The 26874-nt window shown below is 69.0% G+C and carries 25 protein-coding genes; 14 read left to right on the top strand and 11 right to left on the bottom strand.

Features of this window, described 5'->3' with window-relative positions; genetic code table 11:
• Positions 1–130 precede the first annotated feature (130 nt).
• The gene (locus tag ACFV4K_RS03780; protein WP_379271850.1) at positions 131–2692 is read right to left on the bottom strand and encodes a DUF6049 family protein; all 2562 of its coding nucleotides are present in this window, start codon (positions 2690–2692) and stop codon (positions 131–133) included.
• Entirely contained in the window at positions 2689–3243 is a 555-nt protein-coding gene (locus tag ACFV4K_RS03775) for an NUDIX hydrolase (RefSeq protein WP_357088536.1), read from the bottom strand. Before ACFV4K_RS03775 ends, ACFV4K_RS03780 begins: the two co-directional genes overlap by 4 nt.
• Positions 3244–3416: 173 nt before the next feature.
• On the opposite strand from ACFV4K_RS03775, the gene ACFV4K_RS03770 reads away from it, so the two are divergent.
• Positions 3417–4880: a CCA tRNA nucleotidyltransferase gene (locus ACFV4K_RS03770; RefSeq protein ID WP_379271849.1), complete on the top strand. Its 1464-nt coding sequence runs from the start codon at positions 3417–3419 to the stop codon at positions 4878–4880.
• A 27-nt stretch (positions 4881–4907) separates the two neighbouring features.
• On the opposite strand, the gene ACFV4K_RS03765 is transcribed toward ACFV4K_RS03770, so the two are convergent.
• Complete coding sequence (locus tag ACFV4K_RS03765) at positions 4908–5816, bottom strand: hypothetical protein (protein WP_379271848.1); 909 nt, start codon at positions 5814–5816, stop codon at positions 4908–4910.
• A 59-nt stretch (positions 5817–5875) separates the two neighbouring features.
• Between ACFV4K_RS03765 and ACFV4K_RS03760 the strand changes: the two genes are divergently transcribed.
• The 8 genes from ACFV4K_RS03760 to ACFV4K_RS03725 all read left to right on the top strand — a co-directional run bounded on the left by ACFV4K_RS03760 (position 5876) and on the right by ACFV4K_RS03725 (position 13075).
• Positions 5876–6304 (top strand): molybdopterin-binding protein, encoded by a 429-nt coding sequence (locus ACFV4K_RS03760; RefSeq protein WP_379271847.1) that lies wholly within the window; start codon positions 5876–5878, stop codon positions 6302–6304.
• A complete protein-coding gene (modA, locus tag ACFV4K_RS03755) occupies positions 6277–7068 on the top strand; it encodes a molybdate ABC transporter substrate-binding protein (protein WP_379271866.1) in 792 nt (263 codons plus the stop codon). The genes ACFV4K_RS03760 and modA overlap by 28 nt, the downstream gene beginning before the upstream one ends.
• Complete coding sequence (locus tag ACFV4K_RS03750; protein WP_379271846.1) at positions 7068–7835, top strand: ABC transporter permease; 768 nt, start codon at positions 7068–7070, stop codon at positions 7833–7835. Before modA ends, ACFV4K_RS03750 begins: the two co-directional genes overlap by 1 nt.
• Before the next feature lie 5 nt (positions 7836–7840).
• A complete protein-coding gene (locus ACFV4K_RS03745) occupies positions 7841–9460 on the top strand; it encodes a DUF885 domain-containing protein (RefSeq protein WP_379271845.1) in 1620 nt (539 codons plus the stop codon).
• Positions 9457–10575, top strand: coding sequence for a sulfate/molybdate ABC transporter ATP-binding protein (locus ACFV4K_RS03740; protein WP_379271844.1), 1119 nt, complete (start codon positions 9457–9459; stop codon positions 10573–10575). Before ACFV4K_RS03745 ends, ACFV4K_RS03740 begins: the two co-directional genes overlap by 4 nt.
• A gap of 127 nt (positions 10576–10702) precedes the next feature.
• Positions 10703–11455 carry a LamB/YcsF family protein gene (locus tag ACFV4K_RS03735; RefSeq protein WP_379271843.1) on the top strand — a complete coding sequence of 251 codons (753 nt, stop codon included), beginning with the start codon at positions 10703–10705 and terminating at the stop codon, positions 11453–11455.
• Between the two features lie 15 nt (positions 11456–11470).
• Positions 11471–12208 carry an allophanate hydrolase subunit 1 gene (locus ACFV4K_RS03730; protein ID WP_379271842.1) on the top strand — a complete coding sequence of 246 codons (738 nt, stop codon included), beginning with the start codon at positions 11471–11473 and terminating at the stop codon, positions 12206–12208.
• 3 nt (positions 12209–12211) lie between these two features.
• Positions 12212–13075, top strand: coding sequence for a biotin-dependent carboxyltransferase family protein (locus ACFV4K_RS03725; RefSeq protein ID WP_379271841.1), 864 nt, complete (start codon positions 12212–12214; stop codon positions 13073–13075).
• Between the two features lie 27 nt (positions 13076–13102).
• On the opposite strand, the gene ACFV4K_RS03720 is transcribed toward ACFV4K_RS03725, so the two are convergent.
• The 3 genes from ACFV4K_RS03720 to ACFV4K_RS03710 form a co-directional block, all read right to left on the bottom strand.
• A complete protein-coding gene (locus tag ACFV4K_RS03720) occupies positions 13103–14743 on the bottom strand; it encodes a DUF4185 domain-containing protein (protein WP_379271840.1) in 1641 nt (546 codons plus the stop codon).
• A 79-nt stretch (positions 14744–14822) separates the two neighbouring features.
• Positions 14823–16178, bottom strand: coding sequence for a hypothetical protein (locus tag ACFV4K_RS03715; RefSeq protein ID WP_379271839.1), 1356 nt, complete (start codon positions 16176–16178; stop codon positions 14823–14825).
• Positions 16175–16645 carry an NUDIX hydrolase gene (locus ACFV4K_RS03710; RefSeq protein WP_379271838.1) on the bottom strand — a complete coding sequence of 157 codons (471 nt, stop codon included), beginning with the start codon at positions 16643–16645 and terminating at the stop codon, positions 16175–16177. Before ACFV4K_RS03710 ends, ACFV4K_RS03715 begins: the two co-directional genes overlap by 4 nt.
• A gap of 281 nt (positions 16646–16926) precedes the next feature.
• On the opposite strand from ACFV4K_RS03710, the gene ACFV4K_RS03705 reads away from it, so the two are divergent.
• Both ACFV4K_RS03705 and ACFV4K_RS03700 read left to right on the top strand, forming a co-directional pair.
• Positions 16927–17700: a pirin family protein gene (locus tag ACFV4K_RS03705; protein ID WP_357088559.1), complete on the top strand. Its 774-nt coding sequence runs from the start codon at positions 16927–16929 to the stop codon at positions 17698–17700.
• Positions 17701–17709: 9 nt separating this feature from the next.
• Positions 17710–18243 (top strand): DUF4190 domain-containing protein, encoded by a 534-nt coding sequence (locus ACFV4K_RS03700; RefSeq protein WP_379271836.1) that lies wholly within the window; start codon positions 17710–17712, stop codon positions 18241–18243.
• Here the strand turns inward: ACFV4K_RS03700 and ACFV4K_RS03695 are convergent.
• Positions 18221–18733, bottom strand: a complete 513-nt coding sequence (locus ACFV4K_RS03695; protein ID WP_379271835.1) for a hypothetical protein — start codon at positions 18731–18733, stop codon at positions 18221–18223. The two genes, ACFV4K_RS03700 and ACFV4K_RS03695, sit on opposite strands and share 23 nt — an antisense overlap.
• A 90-nt stretch (positions 18734–18823) precedes the next feature.
• Here ACFV4K_RS03695 and ACFV4K_RS03690 point away from each other — a divergent pair, with 90 nt between their 5' ends.
• The 3 genes from ACFV4K_RS03690 to ACFV4K_RS03680 all read left to right on the top strand — a co-directional run bounded on the left by ACFV4K_RS03690 (position 18824) and on the right by ACFV4K_RS03680 (position 22157).
• Entirely contained in the window at positions 18824–19675 is an 852-nt protein-coding gene (locus tag ACFV4K_RS03690; RefSeq protein WP_379271834.1) for a Scr1 family TA system antitoxin-like transcriptional regulator, read from the top strand.
• 31 nt (positions 19676–19706) lie between these two features.
• A complete protein-coding gene (locus ACFV4K_RS03685) occupies positions 19707–20087 on the top strand; it encodes a DUF397 domain-containing protein (RefSeq protein ID WP_379271832.1) in 381 nt (126 codons plus the stop codon).
• Positions 20088–20156: 69 nt separating this feature from the next.
• Positions 20157–22157: a M13 family metallopeptidase gene (locus ACFV4K_RS03680; protein WP_379271830.1), complete on the top strand. Its 2001-nt coding sequence runs from the start codon at positions 20157–20159 to the stop codon at positions 22155–22157.
• Positions 22158–22223: 66 nt separating this feature from the next.
• Here ACFV4K_RS03680 and ACFV4K_RS03675 read toward each other — a convergent pair whose 3' ends face one another.
• The 4 genes from ACFV4K_RS03675 to ACFV4K_RS03660 all read right to left on the bottom strand — a co-directional run bounded on the left by ACFV4K_RS03675 (position 22224) and on the right by ACFV4K_RS03660 (position 26559).
• Positions 22224–23303: an ABC transporter ATP-binding protein gene (locus ACFV4K_RS03675; protein WP_379271829.1), complete on the bottom strand. Its 1080-nt coding sequence runs from the start codon at positions 23301–23303 to the stop codon at positions 22224–22226.
• A 118-nt stretch (positions 23304–23421) separates the two neighbouring features.
• On the bottom strand, positions 23422–24750 hold the full coding sequence (locus ACFV4K_RS03670; RefSeq protein ID WP_379271827.1) for an ABC transporter substrate-binding protein: 1329 nt from the start codon (positions 24748–24750) through the stop codon (positions 23422–23424).
• Positions 24751–24769: 19 nt separating this feature from the next.
• Positions 24770–25561 carry a carbohydrate ABC transporter permease gene (locus ACFV4K_RS03665; RefSeq protein ID WP_379271865.1) on the bottom strand — a complete coding sequence of 264 codons (792 nt, stop codon included), beginning with the start codon at positions 25559–25561 and terminating at the stop codon, positions 24770–24772.
• Between the two features lie 68 nt (positions 25562–25629).
• A complete protein-coding gene (locus tag ACFV4K_RS03660) occupies positions 25630–26559 on the bottom strand; it encodes a carbohydrate ABC transporter permease (protein WP_379271826.1) in 930 nt (309 codons plus the stop codon).
• Positions 26560–26874 lie beyond the last annotated feature (315 nt).

Genomic DNA, 26874 nt, shown 5'->3' with positions numbered 1-26874 from the left:
CGGCGCGCCGGCGGCGGCCCGTCGGGCCCGTCCTGCCGCCCGCCCTGTCCTTCGTGATGGCCGGGGTGGCCTGCGGTCCGGCCCGATGAGTCCTCCGGTCGGCCGGATGAGCGTGGCCCGCCGTACTCGCTCACCGTGCCTCCTGTCGTTTCATGTCCTGCTTGCGCCCGCGGCCGTCCTGCTCGGGACCGTGGGCGGCGCCGGCGTCGAACCCCTCCTCGTCGGCTGGATCGGACTGTCCGCGGAAGCGGTGCCAGAGCCGGCGACCGACCAGCAGGAGCAGGAGTGCACAGGCGCTCGCCGTAATTATTGCCAACACCTGACCGTAGGCGTTGGATCGCACCGATACCGAGACCGCGTTGCCGAGCGGCACGCCGTCCGGTGTGCTGAGTCCGATCGGAATGGCCAGGTTTCGGCTGTCGGAGACCTCGGTCGGGATCTGGAAGGACCGATTTCCCTTGGCCGGCAGCTGCTGTTCGCCGATATCGGTGATATTCGTCTCGGCCGGTGCGTTGATCTTGAAGCGCACCCGGATGGCCACCGGCAGGTCGTTGCGGGCGACCAGCAGCAGCGGGCTCTGTTCGGAGGCGAGGGTGTAGACGCCGCCGGGGGGCAGCACGGTCACCGATCCGTACAGGTTGTCCATGGTTTTGGTGGTCTGGTCCAGCCGCCGCTGGGCATTGGTGTCGGCGGCGGCGCCCCCGGCTCGGCGGTCGGTCAGTGACAGCACCCGGATCAGGTCGTCGCGCAGCGGGGTGAGGAAGGCGCGCGGGCTGAGTTCCTGCTGCGGCACGTCCACCAGCGCGCTCATCAGTTCGGTGATGCGCTGGCCCTGCTGGTGCACGGGTTCGGCGTAGTGCGCGGGGACCGCGTCGTCGGCGGCCTGCTCCAGATAGTCGAGCGTGTAGGGCTGCGGATCGGGCTGTTGCGCGAGCAGTTCGGTGAGCGGTCGCGGAGTGGCGAGGTTGTTGCGCAGCTGCAGGTCCAGCAGGGCGAGCACGGAGGAGGCCTCGTCCCGGTTGGCCCCCCACTGCTGCGGCGGCACCAGCAGCGCGGAACGCGGGCGGCCCGGCTGCGGGTTGAGCGCGGTCCAGGCGACGGCCCCGAGCGCGTCCTGCAATCGGGCGGCGCGCGAGTCGACGGTGACGTCGTAGCGGGCCTTGTCCGGGGTGAAGGGCGGGGTCGGCGGGTTGGATCCGATGGCGGCGAGCGCGGTGGCGGCCCAGATGTCGAAGGTGGCGGCGTGCGGGGCGGCCGGCGCGGGCTGCGTGGTGGTGCCGCCGGCGGGCGGCGGGCTGACGTCGGCCAGGGTGACCATGTCGGGGGTGCCGGGTTCGGATGCGCCGCCGGGCGCCGCGGGGGTCGCGGGTGGCGTCTTGGCGGCGAGCAGGTTGGAGCGGCCGTCGGCCGGTGCGACCGCGTTGTCAGCGAGCACGGTGGTGGTGAAGCCGTGGTGCGCGAAGAGCGCGGCGCCCTCGTTGTCGACGGTGCCCGCGTCCGGAATGGCCACGCCGCGCACCGATTTCACGCCGAGTACGGAGTCGATGAGGTCGGCGGGCGCGTTGAGCGCGCGGTCGGCGAGCGTGACGTCCCCGGCCGCGGCCAGGGCGTTCGGGTCGACCTGCGCGAATGGCAGTGCGGTCACGCACATTCCGGGCGCGAGCGTGCGCAGTCGTTCCAGCCACGCCTTGGCGGCCCGGCCGCCGCTGCCGGATCGGGTGGGTCCTTCGGGGTCGGAGGGGCTGGCCAGCACCCGGTAGTCCCTGGTCATGTCGGACACGGTGATGAGCAGGTCCGGGTCGACGGCCAAGCAGACCGCGTTGATCAGGCTGCGATCGCGGGCGCTGTCGGGTTTGGCGATGCTCTCCAGGGCCGAGAGCAGCTGGTCGAGCCGCCCGCCCTGGGCCAGTGAGGCGGCGAGGTCGTCATCGGTGAGCAGGGCTTGCGCGTCGGGTGCGCCGGGCTGCCCGGCGACCAGGCGGGGCCGGTCGGCCAGCGGCCAGAGCAGGGTGGTGGCGACCGGCGGGGCGTCGACGACGGACGGGACGGGCTGGCCGGGCGCGTGTTTGGGGTCGGCGCCGGGCACGCCGAGTACGGGCAGCAGGAAGCGGGCGTCGTCGAGGCGGGCCTGGCCACCGTACGCGGGTTGCCCGTTCACATTGAGCAGCAGCGGGTAGACGCCGGGCGCGTCGATGTTCAGCGACGAGATGCCGCTGGGCAGCTCGGTTCCGGAGTGCAGGGCGACGGTGACGCTGAACTGCTTGCGCTGTCCGGCGGTCAATTGGTCTGCGACGTCCTGGAATTCACCGGCGACGTCGTAACTGGCCTGGTCCAGGCGCAGTGTGGTGCGCAGCGCGCTGGGGTTGGTGACGGCCGCGCCGCGCTGGATGCGGACGCTGACGTCGTCGACCGGCCGGTCACCGATATTGGTCACGGTGCCCGACACCACGAAGTAGGGGTCGCTGCCGGCCGTGATGGCGGTCGGTGTCACCGAATCCAGTGACAGTTTCAGGAATTTGGGTGCACTGTTCTGTCCGCTACCGCTGCCGGTGGGTTCGGCGGCAGCAATGGGCGTGCCGCCCGCATGCAATGCGGCGATGATGCTGCCCGGGCCGATTCCCAGTGACGTGAGCACCGCCAGCATTACCGCGACGAGTGACAGCAGCGTGCGCCGCGATCCCGCACGCGTCATTGTCTGCCGTTCTCCATCCGGTCGATCAGCCGGTTGGCGACCTCGGCCAGCCTGCGTTCGTCAGCGTAGGCGAGCCGGGAGTCCAGTTCGCTCAAGGGAACCCAGGCCACCTTGGTGACCTCGACGTCGGCGTCGGAGAGCTCACCGCCCAGTGAGCGCATCAGGTAATGGTGCACGGTCTTGTGTACCCGCCGGCCCTCGGTGACGAACCAGTAGTCGATGCTGCCGAGTTCGGCGACCACGGTGCCGTGGATGCCGGTCTCCTCCTGGACTTCCCGGATGGCGGTCTGCTCGGAGGTCTCGCCTTCTTCGATGTGTCCCTTGGGCAGGGACCAGAGCAGGCGTCCGCGCCGGTCGGTGCGCCCGATGAGGGCGGCGCAGCGCTTCTCGCTGGGGCCGTCGAGGCCGTCCACCACGAGTCCGCCCGCGGAGGTCTCGCGGACGGTGCGCATGCGCGGTTTCGCCGCGCCGGTAGCTTTCGCCGCATTACCGGCCGAACCACGCCGCCGGGGCTGGCGGCGTCGACTGTTCGCACGATCGGCCGGGGACACTGCGTCAGTCTATAGGGGAGGGCGGCACTGCCCGCCCCAGCGCGGTGGCTCCTATATATACAGAGCTCTCATAGCAGGTAGACACCGGTCGTGAGGCGGCACGCCGGATGGCCGCACCGGGTCGCGGGACACTATTCGGGAATTGCGCCCACATGCGACTAAGCTGCGTCTTCGTGGTTTCGCCGAAGTCCGAGGAAGCAGCTGTCGATGATCGCCGTACTCGTTTGCTGGCGGCGGCAGCGATAACCCTCGGCAGGCTGTCGGATGTGCTGACTCCCCTCGGCGAACTGTTCGCCGCACACGGCCATCACCTGTATCTGGTCGGTGGCAGCGTCCGCGACGCGGTGCTGGGCCGGCTCGGCACCGATCTGGATTTCACCACCGACGCCCGCCCCGAGGTGGTGCAGGAGTTGATGCGCGGCTGGGCCGACAACCTGTGGGATACCGGCGGCCTGGCCTTCGGCACGGTGAGCGCGGCCAAGGACGGCCAGCAGCTGGAGATCACCACGTTCCGCAGCGATGCCTATGATCGGGTCTCCCGCAATCCGGAGGTCACCTTCGGCGACACCCTCGAGGGTGATCTGGTGCGCCGGGACTTCACGGTGAACGCCATGGCGGTGCGGATCGGCTCGCTGGGCGAGTTGGAGTTCGTGGACCCGCTGGGCGGTGTCGAGGCGCTGTTGGCCGGTGTCCTGGATACGCCTGCGCTGCCGCAGGATTCGTTCGCCGACGATCCGCTGCGCATGCTGCGCGGCGCGCGGTTCGTCTCGCAGCTGGGTTTCGAGCTGGCCCCGCGGGTGCGGGCGGCGATCGTGGAGATGGCTCCCGAGATCGACCGCATCACCGCCGAGCGGGTGCGCACCGAGCTGGACAAGCTGATCGGCGGCGAGTACCCGACCGACGGCATCGACATCATGGTCGAGACCGGTCTGGCCGAGTGGGTGCTGCCCGAGGTTCCGGCCATGCAGCTGGAGATCGACGAGCACCACCAGCACAAGGACGTCTACCAGCATTCGCTGACCGTGCTCCGTCAGGCCATCGATCAGGAGGAGGGCGATCCGGACCTGGTGTTGCGCTGGGCCGCCCTGCTGCACGACATCGGGAAGCCGCCGACCAAGCGCAATGAGCCCGGTGGCGGCGTCAGCTTCCACCATCACGAGGTGGTGGGCGCGAAGATGGTGCGAAAGCGCCTGCGCGCCTTGAAGTATCCCAAGCAGTTCACCGAGGACGTGGCGCGGCTGGTGTACCTGCACCTGCGTTTCCACGGCTACGGCAAGGGCCAGTGGACCGATTCGGCGGTGCGCCGCTACGTGACCGACGGCGGCGACCTGCTCCCCCGCCTGCACAAGCTGGTTCGCGCCGACTGCACCACCCGCAACAAGCGCCGGGCCGCCGCGCTGCGTTCGACCTACGACGGGCTGGAGACGCGCATCGCGGTGCTGGCCGAGCAGGAGGATCTGGCGCGGGTGCGGCCGGACCTGGACGGCAACGCGATCATGGAGCTGCTGGATCTGAAGCCGGGCCCGGATGTCGGCAAGGCGTGGCGTTTCCTGAAGGAACTGCGCCTGGACCGCGGTCCGATGACTCGCGATGAAGCCGAGGCGGCCCTGCTCGAATGGTGGCCGACACAGAAGTAGCGTCCGGCGCAGCGGTAAGGCGTTGCGTCAGAAGATGATCAGCGTCGTCCCCGCGACGATGGCCGATCGGATCTGTGCGAGATCGAACGAGCCGGTGATGCCCGGCAGGTCGATGCGGAAGAACACGTGCTCGCCGACCAGTTCGGCCCGGCTGATCCGCGCCTGACTGGGCAGCCCCGTCAGCGGAATCGGGTTGAGCGTGGTGAATCGCTTGGGCGCGCGGACTTTTCGCCAGTGCGCGCGGTGCACGGTGATCGACAGGACATTGTCGATGACCTCGGCGGAGGCCAGCGCCCGGATCCGGCGCCGCCGGTGCCGGGCCAGGATCAGTCCGTCGTCGGCGCGTTCCAGTTCCCAGTCGGGCTGCCAGCTGTTGATCCATTCCAGCAGCGCCGCAAGGGTTATCACGCCGGTGAGGTCGAGCTGTGAGGTGCGGACCTTGGTGGGGACGCCGGGGATGAGCCGCAGCCCGTGGGCGATGACGGTCAGTTCCTCGATCGGGTGGGTGTTCCAGAGCAGTCCGGTGAGCACGGTCTTGGCCTGGAAGTGCGCGCCGCGCCGCCGCACCTTGAGCGTGTGCAGGGTGGCCCGCATATCGCTGCCGAGCAGGGTGGCGCTGACCTCCTGGCCGCCGAACTGGCTGAGGATGCCTTCGGACAGCAGGGTCATGAGGACATCGGGCATCAGCGCGGTGACGGTTCCGGACCCGAAGTCGGCGGCCGGTTCGAGCCAGGCGCTGGTGAAGCTCGTCCACTGCTCCACCCAGACCTGGTCGAACAAGCGTTTTCCGAGGTCCATGCCCAGGTCCACCGCGCGCAGGGGTGACCAGGCCTTCGGATCGAAATACGTGGCCATGATTGCTTCGAGCGTACTGGCCGCCGGTGGCGACGCCAGCGGCGCGAAGGTGAACAGGAACACTCCGAGACCTCTTGCCATCCGTACTTGCGGATGGATCGGATTGATATCTCCGTAGTTGCGGATATATCCTGCCTGTCATGCCCGAAATACGGATTCGTGACGCCGCGCAGCTGCTCGGCGTCAGCGACGACACGGTGCGCCGCTGGATCGACGGCGGCGTGTTGTCCGGCCGCAAGGACGAGTCCGGTCGTCTGGTGGTGGACGGCGGGGAGCTCGCGGCCTTGGCCGTCGAACAGGCCCGCACGCCGCAGACCCGGATGGGTAGCGCCAGTTCGGCGCGCAATCGGTTTCCGGGACTGGTCACCAGAGTGGTGGCCGATACCGTGATGGCGCAGGTGGAGATGCAATGCGGACCGTTCACAGTGGTGTCGTTGATGAGCAGCGAGTCGGTGCGCGAGCTGGGGCTGCAGCCCGGCAGCGTGGCGTGGGCGAGCGTCAAGGCGACCACCGTCGTGGTGGAAACAGCCACCACCGCAACATTCAAAGAAGCCGGTGGCGCGGCCTAGGTTTCACGTCCGGTGCGGCCCTGTCCGCCACCGCGGTCCTGGGCGCGGGCCTGCTCGCGGGGTGCGGGTCCTCGTCGGACAGCGCCGAGACCGAGACCGTCACCGTGTTCGCGGCCGCGTCCCTGAAGCAGGTGTTCACCCAACTGGGCACCCGGTACGAGTCCGCGCATCCGGGGACGAAGGTGACGTTCTCCTTCGCCGGTTCCTCGGATCTGGTGGCGCAGTTGAATCAGGGCGCGCCCGCCGATGTCTTCGCCTCCGCGGACCAGAACAATATGGACAAGGCGGTGAAGGGCGGCCGGATCACCGACCAGCCACAGACTTTCGCCACCAATATGCTGACCATCGTGACGCCGCCCGGTAATCCGGCGCACGTCGATTCGCTGGCAGATCTGTCGCACGCGGGTCTGCGGCTGGTGGTGTGCGCACCGCAGGTGCCGTGTGGTTCGGCCACCAAGAAGGTGACCGCCGATGCCGGAGTGGCGATTTCGCCGGTGAGCGAGGAGTCCTCGGTGACCGACGTGCTGGCCAAGGTGACCTCGGGTCAGGCCGACGCCGGGCTGGTCTACGTCACCGACGCGGCGGGCGCGGGCGCCAAGGTGACCACCGTGAACTTCCCCGAATCCGCCAAGGCCGTGAACACCTATCCGATCGCGACGGTGGCGGATTCCAAGAACGCGTCCGCGGCCAAGGACTTCGTCGCCCTGGTTACCGGACCGGACGGTCGGAAGGCATTGCAGCAGGCCGGTTTCGGGCAGCCGTGATGCGTCCCCCGGTCTGGTTGCTGCTGCCGGCCGCCATCGGCTTCGTGCTGGTGGCCGGTCCGCTGGTGGCCCTGACCGGGGCGGTGGACTGGTCGCATTTCCTCGACCTGATCACCTCGGAGTCCTCGCGGGTGGCGCTGGAGCTGAGCCTGCGCACCTCGTTGGCCGCCGCCGCGTTGTGCGTCCTGCTGGGCGTGCCCATGGCGGCGGTGCTGGCCCGGGTCCGGTGGCGGGCGATGCCGGTGCTGCGGGCACTGGTGTTGCTGCCCTTGGTATTACCGCCGGTGGTGGGCGGTCTGGCGCTGCTGTATCTGTTCGGACGGCACGGCCTGGTGGGCCGTGAGCTGGAGTCGCTCGGCATCCGCATCGCGTTCAGCACGACGGCGGTGGTGCTGGCGCAGACGTTCGTCGCGCTGCCGTTCCTGGTGATCACCCTGGAGGGCGCGATGCGCACCGCGGGTGACCGGTACGAGCGGATCGCGGCGACCCTGGGCGCGCGGCCGTCCGTGGTGTGGTGGCGGGTGACCTTGCCGCTGCTGCGCCCGGCCCTGGTGTCGGGCACGGTGCTGGTGTTCGCGCGGGCGCTGGGCGAGTTCGGCGCGACCCTCACCTTCGCGGGCAGCCTGCAGGGCCGGACCCGCACCCTGCCGTTGGAGATCTATCTGCAACGTGAGTCCGATCCGGATGCCGCGGTGGCCCTTTCGCTGCTGCTGGTGCTGGTCGCCGCGGTGATCGTGCTGGTCGCGTACCGGCGAACGCTAACGTGACCACCATGTCGCCGATCTTCGCCTCCCGTGCCGAGCGCATCGTCGATGCGCTGCTGACCGCCGATCCGCACCTGGCCGCCGAGGTCGGTGATCATCGCGCCGATGACCGGCTGCCGGATCTGTCGCCGGGTGCGGTGGCCGAGCGGGTCGCGCTGCTGCGCGACGCCTCGCACACATTGGCCGAGGTGGATCCCGACGACCTCGCGCCGGAGGACGGCGTCGATCTGGCGTTGCTGCAGCAGCGGGTCGACGGCCTGCTCTTCGAACTCACCGAGATCCGCGAGCACGAGTGGAATCCGCTGGTGCACAATCCCGGTCCGCTGCTGCATCACCTGATCGCCCGTCCGTTCGCGCCCGCCGAGGTGCGGCTGGAGGCGCTGCGTGCCCGGCTCACCGCGCTGCCGGATGCGCTGGCCACGGCGCGCGCGGTGCTCGGTGACATGCCGGGCGTCCATGTCGGGACCGCGATCGGTCAGTTCGACGGGGTGGCCGCGCTGGTGCGCGACCAGGTGCCGGTGCTGGCCGCCGAGGCGCCCGGGTTCGTCATCGAGCCCGCCGCCGCGGGTGCGGTGTCGGCGCTGAAGGAGTTCACCTCCTGGCTGGCCGGTCGGCTGGACGGCGCGGACCGTGATCCGCGCCTGGGCCGTCGGTTGTGGGAGGCCAAGCTCTGGCACACCCTCGACACCGAACTGGGCTCGCGGGAGATCCTGGACCGCGCCCACCGTCATCTCGAGCAGCTGACCGGCGAAATCCGTTCGGCGGCGGCCGAACTGCTCGGCGTCGCGCACCCAGACGACGACACCGTGCGCCGCGCGCTGGAGCGGGTGTCGGCCGAGTGCCCGTCGAACGACACGGTGGTGGCCGTGGCCACCGACGCGCTCGCCGAGGCCACCGCCTTCGTCCGCGAGCACGACCTGGCGTCGCTGGTCGAGGACCCGCTGGTGATCCAGGAGATGCCGGAATTCGCCCGCGGGGTGGCGGTGGCCTACTGCGATTCGGTGGGTCCGCTCGAAACCGCCGAGCTCCCCACCTTCTTCGCCATCGCTCCGACCCCGGAGGAGTGGTCGCCGGAGCGGGCGGCGTCGTTCTATCGGGAATACAACGACCACATGATGCGCAATCTGACCGTGCACGAGGCCATGCCCGGCCACTATCTCCAGTTGGCGCGGGCCCGCCGCTTCCGCGGTTCGACCGCGGCCCGCGCATTGTGCTCGAGCGGGACCTTCATCGAGGGCTGGGCCGTATACACCGAGAAGCTCATGGCCGACGCCGGTTTCGGCGGGCTCCCGGTCCGGTTGCAGCAGTTGAAGTCCCACCTCCGCATGACCATCAACGCCATCCTGGACCAGTCGGTGCACTGCGACGCCATGACCGAGTCGGAGGCCATGCGCCTGATGCTCGACCGCGGCTTCCAGGAGGAGGGCGAGGCCGCCGGCAAATGGCGTCGCACCCTGCTCACCTCCACCCAGCTCTCCACCTATTTCGTCGGCTACACCGAGGTGGCCGCAGTGGCCGCGGCGCGCCCCGCCGCCACTCCCCTGCGGGACTGGCACGACGCGATGCTCGCGCACGGCTCCCCCGCGCCGCGCCACCTGGGCACCCTGCTGGGAGAGCTGACGCCGTGACCGGGCTCGAGGTGTCCGCCCGCCTGCACGACCGGGATGTCCGGGTGGCCGTGGAGGTTCCGGCCGGTGCGGTGCTGGCGGTCCTCGGCCCCAATGGCGCGGGCAAGTCGAGCCTGCTGGATGTGGTTGCGGGCCTGGCCGTTCCGGATGAGGGGTATGTCCGGCTCGATGGGCGTGCGCTGACCGACACCGCGAAACGTCTCGCGGTGCCGCCGCATCAGCGGGGCGTATCCCTGCTGGCGCAGGATGCCCTGCTGTTCCCGCATCTGTCGGTGGAGGCGAATGTCGCGTTCGGCCCTCGCAGCCGCGGTATGCGCGGCAAGGCCGCGGTGGCGCTCGCGCGGGAGTGGTTGCGGGCGGTGGAGGCGGAGGACCTGGCGGACCGTTCGCCCGATTCCCTGTCGGGCGGTCAGGCGCAGCGGGTGGCCCTGGCCCGGGCGCTGGCCGTGCATCCGCGGGTGCTGCTGCTCGACGAACCCATGGCGGCATTGGATGTGACCGCGGCCCCGGCCATGCGGGCGTTGCTGCGCAAGGTGCTGCGCCCGCACGGCGAGGACGCCGCCTTCGCGGATGCGCGTCCCGCGGCGACGATCCTGGTCACCCACGACATCATCGACGCGGTCACGCTGGCGGATCGGGTTGTCGTGATCGAGTCCGGCCGGGTCATCGAATCAGGTTCCGTCACCGAGGTTCTCGCCCGCCCGCGTAGCCGTTTCGCGGCCCGGATCGCCGGGGTGAACCTGATTCTCGGCACGGCGGTGCCCGGTGACAGCGTGGGGCTGGGCGCCGTGACGGACGGCCGCGCCGAGGTTTTCGGCCGGGCCGAGGACCAGTGGACGCCCGGTGGCGACGCCGCGGCGGTGTTCTCGCCCGCCGCGGTGGCGGTGCATCGGGACCATCCCGAGGGCAGTCCCCGCAATGTGTTCCGGGTGACGGTGTCCGAGCTGGAGGATCGCGGCGGGATCGTGCGGGTGCGCGCGGTGGACGGCCCGGGGGCCACCGCGGGCCTGGCTGCGGATCTGACCCCGGCCGCGGTGGCCCGGCTGGGCGTGGCCCCGGGTATGGAGGTGTATTTCGCGGTGAAGGCGACCGAGGTGGACGTCTACGCGTATTGACGCCCGGAGTACCGCCGGAAGCACACGCATGTCACTGTGATCCATGACACAGTTTTTGTCGTGAGATTCTTGTCGCCGGATGCGGGCGCGCCGACAATCGGATCATGACGACAGCGAGAGGACGCGGATGACGCTGGATCTGAACAGCGACCTCGGTGAAGGTTTCGGTGACTGGGCCATGGGCGATGACGCCGCCATGCTGGACGTGGTCACCAGCGCCAACATCGCCTGCGGCTTCCATGCGGGCGATCCGGCCATCATGCGCCGCACCTGCGCCCTGGCCGTGGCGAAGGGCGTCCGCATCGGCGCGCAGGTGGGCCATCGCGATCTGGCTGGATTCGGCCGTCGCGCCATCGCCGTCACCCCGGCCGAACTGCGGGAAGAGACGCTGTATCAGATCGGCGCGTTGGCGGGCTTCGCCGCCGCGGCCGGGGATCGGGTCCGCTACGTGAAACCCCATGGCGCGCTGTATCACCAGGCCGCCGCGGATCGGGCGCTGGCCGAGGCGATCGTGGCGGCGCTGCGCGACTTCGACCCCGAGCTGGCGCTGCTGGGCCCGGCGGGTACGGAACTCGAGCTTGCGGCCCAGGACGCTGGAACTCCCTTCGTCGGTGAGGGTTTCGCCGATCGCGCCTACACCCCCGAAGGTTTGCTCGCCCCACGTGGGCTGCCGGGCGCGGTGCTCGGCGCGGACGCGGCGGTAGCGCAGGCGCTGTCGATCGCGTGGCATGGCAAGGCGACGGCCGTGGACGGCGGCGCGGTGGTGGTGACGGCCGCCAGCATCTGCGTGCACGGCGACACCCCGGCGGCGGTCGACATGGCGCGCCGGATACGCGCGGCGCTCGACGAATCCGGGACGCCCGTGCGGGCGTTCATCTGATCGGGATGGTACGCGGTGACCGATCCCAGGCAGATTGAAGCCGCCGGTGCGGTGCGGGCGGCGGGTGACCGTGCGCTGCTGGTGATTCCGCCACTGCGCGCCATGGTCGCCGAGCTGTTGTCCGCGCTGGAACCGCGGCCCCGTGGCGTGCTGGATGTGCTGCCCGCCGCCGAAACCGTGCTGGTGACCCTGGATTCGCCGCGGTCGCTGGAGCCGGTGCGAAAGCGGTTGCTGGCCTTGCTGAACCGGCTGGACACGGCGGCCCGGGTCGATGCCGGTGATCGGCGGTCACCGGCGCGGCCTTCCGCCTTCGACGGCTGGAGTCGTGACGATGCCGTGGGCGATCGGGGTGAGCGGGCCGCGCCACGCGAACCGGTCGTGATCCCGGTCCGCTACGACGGCGAGGATCTGCCCGAGGTCGCGTGCCTGCTCGGCCTCTCCGAGGCCGAGGTCGTCGCCCAGCACACCGGGACCGTATGGCATTGCGCCTTCGTGGGTTTCGCGCCCGGTTTCGGCTATCTGGAATCATTCGACGCCCGGCTGACCGTGCCGCGGCGCGCCCAGTCGCGGACCGTGATCCCGGCGGGCGCGGTGGCCTTGGCGGGCGGCTATTCGGCCGTCTACCCGCGCTGCAGCCCGGGCGGATGGCAGCTGATCGGCACCACCGATTCATCGATGTGGGATGTGGACCGGGATCCGCCCGCCCTCGTGCACGCGGGGACGCCGGTCCGGTTCGTCGACGCGGGGAGGTAAGTCATGAGCGCACTGCGGGTCGATCGGGTGGGGCCACTGGCCACCATTCAGGATCTGGGCCGTCCCGGCTGGTTCGACTCCGGGGTGGGCGCGGCCGGGGCCGCGGACCGGGCCTCGCTACGGCTGGCGAACCGACTGGTCGGCAACTTCGAAGGCGCCGCGGGCATCGAGGTGCTCCTGGGCGGACTGGAATTACTGGCCCAGCGGCGTGTCACGGTGGCGGTGACCGGCGCGTCGGCCCCCGTCACCGTCGACGACCGCCCGATGGGCACTGCCTGCGTGCTGGAAATCGAGGAGGGCCAACGGCTTCGGCTGGGTTTCGCCGCCACCGGCCTGCGCAGTTATGTGGCGGTGCGCGGCGGGATCGAGGTCTTGCCGGTGCTGGGTTCTCGCAGCCGCGACACCCTCTCCGGTATCGGCCCCGAACCCCTGCGCCCGGGCGACCTGCTGCCGGTGGGCCCGCCGCCGCGCGCGCTGCCGATCGTGGATGTCGCGCCGGTTCCGGCACTGGGCAACGACCTGCTCACCGTGCGCGCGGTACCCGGCCCGCGGGCCGACTGGTTCACCGATGCCGCAGCGCTTTTCGCGGGCGAGTGGTCGGTATCCCCGGACACCGACCGGATCGGCGCGCGGCTGGACCGGCGGCACGGGCCGGCGTTGCGGCGCAGCGTCGCCGGTGAATTGCCCACGGAGGGTATGGCCTTGGGCTCGGTGCAGGTGCCGCCCAGCGGTCAGCCCGTGGTCTTCCTCGCGGATCATCCGATCACCGGCGGCTATCCGGTGATCGCGGTGGTGGTGGACGCCGACGTGGACACGGTGGCGCAGGCCCGGCCGGGGCAGTCGCTGCGCTTCCGCCGCATCGAGTGACAGCGCGTCGTCACGGATTCCGTTGCGCTACTTCAGCTTGGCGTGCATGAGGTACACGTTGTAGCTGTTCCACGCCGACATGGTGAAGTACAGATCGTTCCCGCTCGACCAGGGATGGACGAATCCGCCGTAGGTGGTGGGATATTCGCGGGTGTCGACCAGCGTCACCGGATCGGTCCACGTCCCCTGCGGTTCGGCGGCGGTGCGCAGTACCAGGGCTCCCCGGTCGAGGTCCAGGTACAGCATCTGCCACCGCCGCGTCGACGCGTCGTACCGCACCGACACCTCCCCCGCGGTCCCGGAAACCACCGGCGTGGCGAGTAATTCGTCGGGTCCGAACGCGGGCACCCAGGTGTTGCCGATCCAGTACTGGTACGCCGACTTGTTGAGCACCTGATCGCTCGGCACCCGGGCCAGCGCGATGGTGCCGAACCGGCCGTTGGGCGTGCCGAACATGTAGGCGTACCCGTCGTGCGGGGTCATCGCCATGACCTGGAACCGCCCGAGTCCGAAAACGTTGTCCCAGCGCGCCCATTCGGATTTGGTCCAGGTGTCGCCGCCGTCGTCGGACCAGGCCAGCCCGCCCAGAGTGGTCCACCACATGCCGGGCTCGAGGCGGCTCCACCGCGCCACCGACATGTAGGTCAGGTACTGCCGGCCGTGCAGCGCGAATCCCGAGGTGGGGATGGTGGTGATCTCGAAATTGTCGACCTTGCGGCTGGCCAGGATCTCGGCCGCGTGGCAGCGGCTGTCCTGGGCGAAGGTGTCCAGCACCAGGCCCTTGGACAGGTCGCGCTCGGTGCTGAAGGCGATGGCGTTGCTGCGCCAGTCCTGGTCGCCGTTGCCCGCCCCGACCGGCTCCCAGCCCTTGCCGAAGGTGTCGCCGAACACGACGGCGATCCGCCCGGGCTCGGTCTCCCACATGAGGCCGAGGTCGGTGCCGTCCACCGACCAGCGCATGTCGGTCCGGTTGCTGGAGCCGTGCCCGGTCACCTGGTTCACCAGCTCGAGTGCGTCGAGCGCGACGGGGGCGACGGGTGCGGCGACCGGCGCGGGCGCCAGCGACGGCACGGCCGGTGCGGGCTGCGGCTGCGGTTCGGGGGGCTCCCCGCCGGGGATCAGGATCGGAATGGTCTCGGGGACCTGATCGATCTGCAGCCGCGGCAACGGGATTCCGCCCGATCCGCTGTTCGCCGACGGCGGGGGCGCGGGTTCGGGTGCCGGCTCGGTGGGCGGCTCGTCGGTGGTGTCCTCGTCATCGCCCGGCTCGGCGGGCTCGGTCTCGGGCGGGAGGTTCTCGGGCCGGGGGCTCTGGTCGGTGCGGATGTCCGGGCACGGGTTGGTGCACGGGTCCGCGGGCAGCGGCGCCGGGTCGATCCGGGTGTTGTTCTGCCGGGGTCCGGGGATCGGGACCGGCGTGAACTTCGGGACCGGGACCTGGATGTGGATGGTGGTGTCCACCGGCGGGGGTGGCGGCGGCGGGAGGTCCGGATTCGGTTCCCGGGCCAGCGGATCGAATCCTGTTTCGCCGCAGGCGTTCAGCGGCGGCGGGGCCCAGGGCGCGAGGGCGTTCGCGGTGGCGGGCACGCCGGGCAGCACCATGACCCCGGCCATCGCCAGGCTGGAGAGTGCCAGTGCCGCAGGTGCTTCGGAGCGCCGCGCAGTCATTGAATCCACGGTATCGGGCCCGGCCGCATCCGGCAGAGCGCTGCCGCGTGTCGCCGGGCCGGTGTGATCGAGCCGATATCTATGCCGCGGACGGACTGGTCCGTCGACGGGAATTCGCCCCGATGGCGACGATTCCGCAGGCGTAGACGGCGGCCGCGGCCACCACCACCGCGGGGGAGCGCCCGTCCGCCGGGATCAGCAGCGCGGTCCCGGCCAGCGCCAGCACGAAGGTGATGTTGAAGATCGTGTCCTGCAGCGCGAACACCTGGCCGCGGTGGGTGTCGTCGATCTCGATCTGCATGGCCGCGTCGCCGGTCAGCTTGATGACCTGCCCGGCCAGCCCGAGCAGGAAGGCCGCCGCGAGCAGCAGCAGTTCCGCCCGCCGCTCGGTCTCGCCGGTGGCGACGGTGATCGGCGTGACCAGGGTCAGCTGCACGACGATCGCGGCCACCAGGCAGCTCACCACGGTGCGCGGGCGGCCCAGCCGCGGGATCAGGAAGGGGGCCACCACGGCCGCGGTCACCAGTCCCGCCCCGGTCGCGGTGATGGCCGCGCTGAACTTGGCGAGGTGGGTGCCGACCGCGGACGCGTCGCCGCGGCGCAGCGCCAGCACCATGAGCAGGGTGTCCGCGCCGAACACGATGCGGTGCGCGCCGATCCCGAGGAAGGCGGTGGTCACGTCCCGCGATCCCCAGGCCGCGGTGGCGCCCCGGTGCAGTCCGGCCATGATGGCCCGCACGGTGGCGAGCCCGCCCGCGGTGTCGCCGGTGGGCCCGTCCCGGTCGGGACCCAGTGCCCGGGGCCGGAATCCGGCCACCACCAGCCCGCTCACGATCGAGCCCGAGGCGCTGGCGGCGGTCGCCACCGCGGACGCGAAGTCACCGGCCCCGATCAGCCCGATGAGCGAGAACCCCAGGCCCGCGCCGAGAATCGCGCATCCGGACGCCACCGTCGCCAGCACCGAGTTCATCGGGACCAGCCAGCGCTGGGACAGCACCTTGGGCAGGGACGCGGACACGCCCGCGCCGACGAAGCGGCTCACCCCGACCACGGCCAGCGCGCCCAGCAGGAGCGGGGTGGCCCGGATCCCGGCCAGCAGCCCGGCCGCGGTCGCCAGGATGAGCACCGCGCGCAGCAGGTTGGCGTACAGCAGCACCCGGCGGCGGTCCCAGCGGTCGAGCAGCGCGCCCGCGAACGGCCCGATGATCGAATACGGCAGCAGCAGCGCGGCGAAGCCCCCGGCGATGGCCAGCGGATCGGTCTGCCGCTCGGGGTTGAACAGGATCGCGCCCGACAGCGCGGCCTGGAACATGCCGTCGCCGAACTGCCCGGTGAGCCGGACCATGGTCAGGCGCAGGGTGCCCGGGTTCTCACGCAGCGCGGCCGTCACCGCGGCGAGCCGGGTGCGCGGCTCGGCGGGCGGGGGCGCGGTCACCGGGACGGGTGCGTGGTCACCAGGGCGAACACGGCGGCGCGCATGTCATCGGCCATGGGCAGGTTGTCGACGGTGTCGGAATCGATCCACTGGTAGTGGTCGTGCTCGAGCGGGTCGAGCCGGATCTCGCCGGGTTCGGCCTCGACCACGAAGCTGTATTTGCGGACCCGCGACTTGGTGCGGGTGGCGTAGTCGAAGCCGCCCAGCACATCGGTGATGTTCACGACCCGCAGCCCGGTCTCCTCGAACAGTTCGCGGGCCACGCAGTCGGCGAAGGTCTCCCCCGATTCCACGCCGCCGCCCGGCAGTTCCCACATCCCCGCGTGCGAGCCTTCCTCGACACGCCGTACGACCAGGAGTTTGCCGTCCCGGAAGACGGCCACGCCCATGACGAAATGAGCGATCCCCTCGCTCTCGGCCTGCTGCCGGAGTTCGCGCTCGATGCCCGCGAGTACCTCGGGTCGCATCCCCCTGCTCTCCCTCCCGTTTCGCTTGCGGCACATCATGATACGGTCGCCGACCGAAACCCGCTGATGGTCGGGGCGGGATCCGGGAACGGGGCGACCGGGCGACCGGACAATCGCCGAGCATTTGCCCGGGTCGATTGCCGGAAGCGTAGTACCTGGTCGGCGGCAGGTGGGGCGGCGCTGCCCGCACGCTAGAATTTAACCCGGAATTCAAGTTGGGCCGCTGTATCGGCCCCTACCCTGGAATCCGATCGGTGCTCGCCGGTGAGAGGAGTACGGCGGTGTCCACCCTCACGACACCACACATCGATATCCATCGTGGCGGCGACCGCATGAAAACCCGTGTGGCGTGGCTGGATTCGAAGCATTCTTTCTCCTTCGGAGAACACTACGATCCAGACAACACCCATCACGGCCTGCTGCTGGTCAACAACGAGGACATCGTCCTGCCGGGCGAGGGGTTCGAGACCCATCCGCACCGGGACATGGAGATCGTCACCTGGGTGCTCAGCGGCAGCCTGGTGCATCAGGATTCCTTGGGCCATAACGGCGTCATCTACCCGGGTCTGGCCCAGCGGATGAGCGCCGGCACCGGCATCCTGCACTCCGAGAAGAACGACTCCTGGCGGCTCAGCAATGCGCCCGAACACCAGGAGCCGGTGCATTTCGTGCAGATGTGGGTGGTGCCCGACGACTCCGGGCTGACCCCCGGCTACCAGCAGCTGGAGATCGACGCCGAACTCGCGAGCGGCGACCTGGTCACGGTGGCCTCGGGCCTGCCCCGCTACCGCGACCGCACGGCAATCGCCATCGCCAGCAGCCATTCCGCCATGCATGTGGCCCGGATGCCCGGTGAGGGCGCCGAGGTCCGCCTACCCGAGGCCCCCTACCTGCATGTTTTCGTCGCACGCGGCGAGGTGGAGATGGAGGGCGCGGGGACCCTGTACGAGGGTGACGCGGTCCGGCTGGCCCGCAGCGGCGGCCAGCGGGTCACGGCCAACCTGCCCTCGGAGATCCTGGTGTGGGAAATGCATGCCCGGCTCGGCGGGCAATAGCATCGGCCCATGAACCAGTACCCGCCGCCGGACCAGTACGGTCAGTACCCGCCGCAGCAGGGGCAGCCGGGGAACTACCCGCCGGGCGCGTACCCGCCGGCGGGCAACTATCCGCCGCCGGGCGGCGGGCAGTACTGGCAGGAGTCGCCGCAGCGCAAGGGCATGGCGATCACCGCCCTGGTGTTCGGCATCATCGGCCTGCTGACGTTCTGGACCGTCCTGTTCACCATCGTCGGCCTGATCTGCGGCGTGGTGGCCATCGTGCTGGGCCTGATCGCGGTGATGAAGGCGCGGCGCGGGGCGGCCGGCGGCTTCGGGATGGCGCTGACGGGCACGATCATGGGTGTGATCAGCCTGATCGGCGGCGCGGTGATCGGCGTGCTGGTGTGGACGGTGTTCAAGGACACCGGTGCCACCGACTTCCTGGACTGTGTCCGCGACGCCAATGGCGATCAGGCCAAGGTCGATCAGTGCCAGCGCGAGTTCGATCAGCGGCTGGAGGACAAGTTCAGCGTGACGCTCACACCGGTTCCGACGCGCTGACGCCACCGGTGCTGGATCCGGCTGCCCCCGGGTGGCATTCGCGTACGGCGGCCAGCACTTCCGACAGTTCCGGTCGAAAGTCCCCTTCCGGCGGGTGAATCCAGGTGCGGTAGGCGTTGTGCTCGTCGGTGGGTGAGGGCAACACGATGGTGCTGCCGGGCTGCGCAACGGATGCGCAATCGCGGAACAGATCCGAGAACAGCGCGATGTCGAGATACGAGTCGTCGCTGGGGCCGGTGAGGAAGGTCCAGCGGCCGGAGCGCGGATGGGCGACGACCGGACCGCGCCGCTCGCGTGCGGTGAGCTGGTCGCGGACCCTGCGGCCCAGCTCGGCGGGCATGGTCACGGCGCCGACGGCCCCGACCTCCAACATGATTCGGCCCAGCGTCGAATCCACCACGCCGTACAGCCCGTGGTCCTTGCGGTAGCGTCTGCACCGGGCCAGCGCTTCCTGGGTGGCGGTGTACAACGACGGGTCCAGCGCGCTCATGGCGAACCTCCTGCTACCGACAGTAAGCCCGCGCAATCACTATGACAATAGTCACACGCCAGCGAGTTTCGCGGCGTAGCATCGGTCGCCATGGCACCTGTCTCGCCCACCGTCGCCCGGTGGGAGCTGGTCCTGCGGCTCCGTGAATTACGCGAGCAGTGCGGCTTCGATTCGGCGACGTTCGCCAAGCGCGTCGGCTTCACCCCGGCCAATTGGTCGCATGTGGAGAAGGGCCGCCGCGTCCTCACCGCCACCACCATCGGCCCGGTGCTGGAGCTGCTGGAGGTGGAGGGCGAGGAGCGCGACGAACTGCTGGAGCTGCTGCTGCTCAGCAAGGAGCGCGGCTGGTGGGCGAAGTCCTCGGCGCTGATCGGGCCTGAGCTGCAACGGTATTACGGTATGGAGCTGGGCGCGGAGAGCATCCTCAGCTACGACAGCCTGGTGGTGCCGGGCCTGCTGCAGACCGAGGAATACGCGCGGGCGCTGATCAGCGCCGACGTCATGATCCGTCCGGTGCAGGTGGAACAGCTGGTGGCGGTGCGGCTGAAACGGCAGGAACGGCTGCGCGGCGACGACCGGGTGGAGCTCACCGCGGTGATCGGCGAGGCCACCCTGTTGCAGCAGATCGGCGGCCCGAAAGTATTGCGCGGCCAACTCGAACATCTGGCGACACTGCTGGACGAACTGGATTCCATTTCGGTGCGGGTGATTCCGTTCACCGCGACACGCGGCGCGATGCTGGGTGGCTCGAGTTTCCATCTGCTGGATTTCGCTTCCGAAAGTCTTCCCACCTTCACCTGGGTGGAGAGCGCGGTTTTCGGTGGGGCCGTGGAGGATCCGGATCAGATTCGCGATCTGCGGTTCGCATTTGTGCGCGCACTCGACCAATCCCTTGGTCGCGCAGAATCTTTGGAGCTCATCAAACGCTATTCGCAAGGGTAGGAGACGCATGCGTAACGGTAAAATGCTGCACATGCTTACCACCGCGAAGTATCAGCCGGAATCCAGCGGCTGGTTCACGTCGACTCGTACCAATAACGGAAATCAGTGCGTGGAGGTTCGATTCGACGGTGATGCGGTGCTCATCCGCGACAGCAAGTACCGGCGCAATCCGGAACATCGCCCTGACGACGAGCCCATCATCACCGTCACCGCGGCCGAATGGATGACATTCCTGGCCGCCGTGCTGGGCCGCCATATCCACCGCACCGCGCTCATCGCGGAGACCGGTGCGGACGGCCACACCTCACTCCGGCACGGACCGATCACCCTGGTGTACACCCCCGGCGAATGGCGCGCTTTCGTCGACGGGGCCCGGGACGGGGAATTCGATCGGGTGCCGGTCGGCGCCTGAATCGGTGCGTTCACCCATCGTGAACGCAATGGGTGCGAAGTTCGCACACCCCGGCCGGATGCCCTCGCAATGGGCATACTGGACACCGTGACTTCGCAGCTGACGCCTCCCTCCGGTATCGACCTGTCCTTCCGTGACGCGGACGTTCGGGTGCAGGACGACCTGTTCGCGCACGTCAACGGCAAATGGCTGGACACCTATGAAATCCCGGCCGACCGGGCGGTCGACGGTGCCTTCCGCACGCTCTACGACCAGGCCGAACTGGATGTGCAGAAGATCATCCAGGACGCCTCGGCCGCCGACGCCGCGCCCGGCTCCGAAGAACGCAAGATCGGCGATCTGTACAACAGCTTCATGGCCGCCGAGGTCATCGAGGCCGCGGGCCTGACCCCGATCGCCGAGGAGCTGGCCGCCGTCGCCGCGGTCGCCGACCGCGCGGAGTTCGCCGCCCTCATCGGCCGCCTGCAGCGCACCGGCGTCGGCGGCGCGCTGGCCTTCTACGTCGACACCGACGACAAGAACTCCACCCGCTACCTGGTGCACGCCACCCAGTCCGGCATCGGCCTGCCCGACGAGTCGTACTACCACAAGGACGAATACGCGGAGATCCGCGCGAAGTACGTCGCCCACATGCGCCGCATGTTCGAGCTGGCGGGCCTGGACTACGACGCGCAGCGGGTCTTCGACCTGGAAGCCAAGCTGGCCGCGGGCCATTGGGACGTCGTGCGCCGTCGCGACGCCGAATTGAGCTACAACCTGGTGACTTTCGCGGACCTGGCCGCGGAGAACCCGGAATTCGACTGGACCGCGTGGACTTCCGCGCTGGCCGCCGGCCTGGACCGCTCGGGCGCGGAGCTGTTCGCGGAACTGGTGGTGCGCCAGCCCGATTACGTGCGCACCTTCGCCCAGACCTGGGCGTCGGAGTCGCTGGAGGACTGGAAGGGCTGGGCCGCCTGGCGAGTCGTGAAGGCCCGCGCCCCGTATCTCACCGAGGCCCTGGTCGAGGAGAGCTTCGACTTCTACGGCCGCACCCTGACCGGCGCGCAGGAGAACCGGGAGCGCTGGAAGCGCGGCGTCTCCCTGGTGCAGGACCTGCTCGGCGAGGCGGTCGGCAAACTCTACGTGGCCCGGCACTTCCCGCCCGCGGCCAAGGCGCGCATGGTCGAGCTGGTGGAGAACCTGCAGGAGGCCTACCGCCGCAATATCTCCCAGCTGGAGTGGATGGGCCCGGACACCCGGCAGGCCGCGCTGGCCAAGCTGGAGAAGTTCACCCCCAAGATCGGCTACCCGGAGGAGTGGCGCGACTACACCGCAGTCACCGTGGATCCCGCCGACGTGGTGGGCAATTACCGCAGCGGGTACGCCGCCGAGCACGACCGGGATCTGAACAAGCTGGGCGGCCCGGTGGATCGCGGTGAATGGTTCATGACCCCGCAGACGGTGAACGCCTACTACAACCCGGGCATGAACGAGATCGTCTTCCCGGCCGCGATCCTGCAGCCGCCGTTCTTCGACATGAACGCCGACGACGCCGCCAACTACGGCGGAATCGGCGCGGTCATCGGCCACGAGATCGGCCACGGCTTCGACGATCAGGGTTCGAAGTACGACGGCGACGGCAACATGATCGACTGGTGGACCGAGTCGGACCGCACCGAGTTCGGTAAGCGCACCAAGGCGCTGATCGCCCAGTACAACACCTTCTCGCCCAAGGACCTGTCCGACGACCACACGGTCAACGGCGAGTTCACCATCGGTGAGAACATCGGCGATCTGGGTGGTCTCTCGATCGCCCTGGAGGCGTACAAGATCGCCACCGAGGGTCAGAACTCCCCTGTCCTCGACCAGCTGACCGGCTTGCAGCGCGTGTTCTTCGGCTGGGCGCAGGTGTGGCGCACCAAGGCTCGCTCGGAGGAGGCGATTCGCCGTCTCGCGGTCGATCCGCACTCCCCGCCGGAGTTCCGTTGCAATGGCGTCGTCCGCAACCTCGACAGCTTCCACGAAGCCTTCGAGGTCACTCCCGGCGATGCTCTCTACCTGGATCCCGCCGAGCGCGTGAAGATCTGGTGATCACTCACCGCTGATGACCTCGAGCCCCGTCCCGACGGGTGGGGCTCGAGGCCAGGGAGTGGTGGATCAGCGCAGGCGCTCTTCGGTTTCGGCGTCGAAGAAGAACAGTTCGTCCTGCTTGGGCGTCAGGTAGAGCCGGTCGCCGAGCGCGACCTGGAAGCGCCGGTCGACGCGCGCCACCACCCGGCCCGAACGGCTGGACCATTCGTCGGCCACGCCGTGCGAGTAGACGAACGACTCCGAGCCCAGCTCCTCGAGCAGCTCCACCTCGACCGCGAGCGCATCGCTCGCGTCGGTGGTGACCTCCCACGATTCCGGCCGGATGCCGATGATGACGCTCGCGCGGTCGACGCTGTGCGGCAGCGGGATTCGCAGCTCGTTCAGCACGGCCGCGCCCTCGCGCACGGGCGCGGTGAGCAGGTTCATGCCGGGGGATCCGATGAATCCGGCGACGAAGGTGTTGACCGGGTTGTCGTAGAGCTCCCGCGGCGCGGCGACCTGCTGCAGCTTCCCGTCCTTCATCACCGCCACCCGGTGTCCCATGGTCATGGCCTCGACCTGGTCGTGGGTGACGTAGACGGTGGTGGTGCCGAGCCGCTTCTGCAGCGCGGCGATCTGCGAGCGGGTCGAGACCCGCAGTTTCGCATCGAGATTCGACAGCGGTTCGTCCATGCAGAACACCTGCGGCCGCCGCACGATGGCCCGGCCCATGGCGACGCGCTGCCGCTGGCCGCCGGACAGCCGCGCGGGTTTGCGGTCCAGCAGGTCCTCGAGCTCCAGCATGGCCGCGGCCTCCTTCACCCGAACCAGGGTGTCGGCCTTGCTCATTCCGGCATTGCGCAGCGCGAATCCCATATTGTCGGCCACGGTCATGTTCGGGTAGAGCGCGTAGCTCTGGAACACCATGGCCACGTCGCGCGAGCGCGGCGGCAGGCCGGTGACGTCCAGGCCGCCGATGCGCAGCCGCCCGGCGGTCACCGCTTCGAGACCCGCCAGCATGCGCAGACTGGTGGACTTGCCGCAGCCCGAAGGCCCGACCAGCACCAGGAATTCGCCGTCGGCGATCTCCAGGTTCAGGTCGTCGACCGCGGGGCCGGGCGCACCCGGATAGGTGAGGGAAACACCCTCGAACTGCACAGTCGCCATGGCGGGCGGGTCTCCTTGTCCAATACTCGCGCTGCCGGGGGCCTCCGTGGTTACGCAGGCAAGCGCGGGGAGGCGGAGCGACGCCTCCGGCCCCTGACGGCAGCGTGAGGGCTAGTTCTTACTTGGGCAGCTTGGGCGTGATCTGCCGGTCGATGATGGTCTGCAGCTGGTTGCCGATATCGCCGAAAGCACCTGCGACATCCCGGTTCTGCAGGCCGATCTGCTCGAGCCCGGTGCCGATGATCTGGTCGCCGCCGGGCACGAACACGCGCGCGTAGTTCTGCGGCTTGGTCAGCGGCAGCTGGTCGATGGCGGTCTTGAAGTTCGGGTTCTTGGACAGGAAGTCCGCCATGCTCGGATCCTGCTGCGCCGACTTGCGCACCGGAATGTAGCCGGTGGCCTGCGAGAAGTAGGAGGTGTTGGCCGCGTTGGTGATGAAGTCGATGAACTTCAGCGCGTTCTCCTTCCGGGCGTCGCTGATGCGCGACGGAATCGCCAGGCCCGCACCACCGGTGGTGGCGCCCGCCCGGTTCGGATGCGGCAGGAAGCCGGTGCCGAATTCGGTCTTGCCCGCGGAGTTGGTCTTGATGCTCTTGAGGTCACCGGTGGAGCCGATGGCGGAGGCGATGATGCCGTTGCCGAAGTCGACCGCGTACGTGGGCCGGATGCTGGCGTACTTCTTGGTGTTGATGGAGTCGCGCAGGTACTGGCCGGCCTTCACGGTGGCCGGGTCGCTGAACTTCAGCTTCCACTCGTCGGAGTACGCGCCGCCGAAGGTCCAGCACGGGCCCTGGAAGGTCCAGGCCAGGTAGTTCTTCGCGTCGCCCCAGCCGTGCGCCCACTTGTCGCCGCCGAGCACGCCCTGGATCTTGGGGCCCCACTCGTCGAATTCGTCCCAGCTGTTCGGGGTGCGGTCGGGCAGCCCGGCCTTCGCCCAGACGTCCTTGTTGTAGTAGAAGATCTGCGTCGAGCGCGAGTAGGGCAGCGCCCAGGTCTTGCCGTTGAACTTGTAGTCGCCGATGAAGGTGTCCACGTAATCGGACACGTTCACCCCGGCACTGGCGAAGTGGCTGTCCAGCGGCTCGATGGTGCCGTTGAGCGCGTAGTTGAACCACCACACGTCGGACAGGATGACCACGTCGGGCAGTTCGCCGCCGGAGAGCGCGGCATTGAACTTGGTCGCGACCTCCTCGTAGTTCTTGCCGGCGTCGACCAGGTTGACCTTCAGGTCCGGGTACTTGGCCTGGAACCGGTTGATCAGCTCGGTTTCCTGGTCCTTGGAGGTGCCCGGGTGGTTGGACCAGAAGGTGATGGTCTTCGAGTCGCCGCCCTGGGTGCCGCCGCCACCGGAACCGGCGCACGCGGTCAGGGCCGCGGCGCCGGCGGCCGCACCGGCCAGGCCGAGGAAGCCGCGACGCGAGAGCGCGGGAAATCGTGATTCGGACACAGGGATCTCCTTCTGGGACTTAACCCTTGACCGCACCGGAGGTGAGGCCCTTGATCATCTGGCGCTGGAGCACCAGGAAGACGACGAGGATGGGAAGCATGGTCAGGATGACCCCGGCCATGACCGGTCCCCAGTTGGTGACGCTGGGGTTCTCGGTGTTCTGGAGCAGGGTCAGGCCGACCGGCAGGGTGGCGACCCGCGCGTCGTCGGCCATCAGGAACGGCCACAGGTATTCGTTCCACTCGTTCACCAGGGTGACCACCGCGAACGCCACCATGGTGGGCCCGGACATGGGCAGCACCACCCGGGTCAGCAGCCGCCACCAGCCCGCGCCGTCCATCCGCGCCGCCTCGATCACCTCGGAGGGCAGCGACAGGAAGTGGTTGCGCATGAGGAAGGTGCCGAAGGCGACGCCGCAGAGCGGAACGATGATGCCCTGGAAGGTGTTCCGCCAGCCCAGCTGCGCGATGAGCGCGTAGTTGGAGATGATGGTGATCTGGTTGGGCACCATGAGCGCCGCGATGATCACCAGGAACACGATGTTCTTGCCGGGGAAGCGCAGGAACACCAGCCCGTAGGCGCTGAGCACGCCGAGCACGAACTTCACCGCGGACACGACGCTGGTCACGATGATGGAGTTGCGCAGGAACTGCCAGAACGGCAGCGTGGTGGTGGCGTCGTGATAGTTGGAGGCCAGCCACTGTTTCGGCCAGTAGCTGACCGGCTGGGAGTAGACCTCCGCGTGCGCCATGAACGAGCGCGTGAGGATGTAGTACAGCGGGACGCCGATGATGATCAGCACGCACACCATGGCGGCGTAGCCGAACACCTTGGCCCACAGCTCCTGATCGTTGAATGCGCGCAGTAGGTTCAGCCGCTTCACTTCTCGTCCCCTCGGTCCATGACGCGCACCTGGATCAATGTCACGATCAGCAGCACCAGGAACATGATGGTGGCGACGGCCGCGCCGTAGCCCGCCCGCTGGTTCACCCAGGATTCGCGATAGACCTGGTAGATCATGGTGGTGGTGCCGGTGCCGATGGGCCCGCCGCGCGTCATCACATTGATGAGGTCGAAGACCTGCAGCGAGTTGAGCAGCACCGTGATCGACAGGAAGTAGGTGGTGGGCCGCAGCTGCGGCAGCAACACCCGGGTGAAGGTGGTCCAGCGGCTCGCGCCGTCGATCTCGGCGGCCTCCATCAGGTCGGTCCGAACGCCTTGCAGCGCCGCCAGATAGATGACGAAGCTGTAGCCGAGGTTCTTCCAGATGTAGGTGACCGTGATCATGAACAGTGCCCAGTGCGGGTCCTGCGCGAAGTCGGGTGAGTGGATTCCCATCCGCTGCAGCAGGTCCGGGATCAGGCCGAAGCCGGGGTCGAAGATGAACTGGAAGCCCACGCCGATGGCCGCGCCGGAGATCACGTACGGCGCGAAGATGGCGGATCGAACCACATTGCGCCCGACCAGTTTGCGGTCCAGCAGCAGCGCGAGGGCCAGGCCCAGGATCATGCTGCCGAGCACCGCGGCGACGGTGAACACGACGGTATTGCCGACGATCTGCCAGGTGTCGTCGCGCCCGAACCATTCGGTGTAGTTGTCGAATCCGACCCAGTTCAGGGTGGTCGCGGAGATATTCCAGTCGGTGAAGGACAGTCGCACGTTGTCGATCAGCGGCCGATAGACGAACAGCCCCAACAGGATCAGGTTGGGCGCGACCAGGACGGTGAAGAGCGCGTAGTCCCGCCAGGGTCTGCTTCGCCACCCGCGCCCGGGGGGCGTCGGGAGTACTCGTTCGGGCCAAGATCGCACCCGCGCAGCTTTACGGCCTATGGCAACTGTCTGGTTAATTCCGGATGGTAGCTCGCTGAACTGTCGGTCGTTCTCCGCCACCGACTGTTCACCGCTCACACCATCTAGGGGCGCGGACATGGGGCGAATCGTACGACCGCCCAAGATGTTTCGAGGCCAAAACCATATGAACGGTTAGCCAACAGCGAGAATGGACGAGCGCCCCGGCCGATGGCCGGGGCGCTCGCTATGAACGTGACGACTGATTTCGAGAGTGTCCGGGTGACTCACCGGGTACCCCCGAAATCGGTTCGCTCCTCAACCGCCGGCACGCGT

The organism is Nocardia sp. NPDC059764 (assembly GCF_042732555.1).
Classification (GTDB): Bacteria; Actinomycetota; Actinomycetes; order Mycobacteriales; family Mycobacteriaceae; genus Nocardia.
The sequence above is the reverse complement of the archived record's forward strand: the minus strand, read 5'-3'. Positions and strand labels throughout refer to the sequence as shown.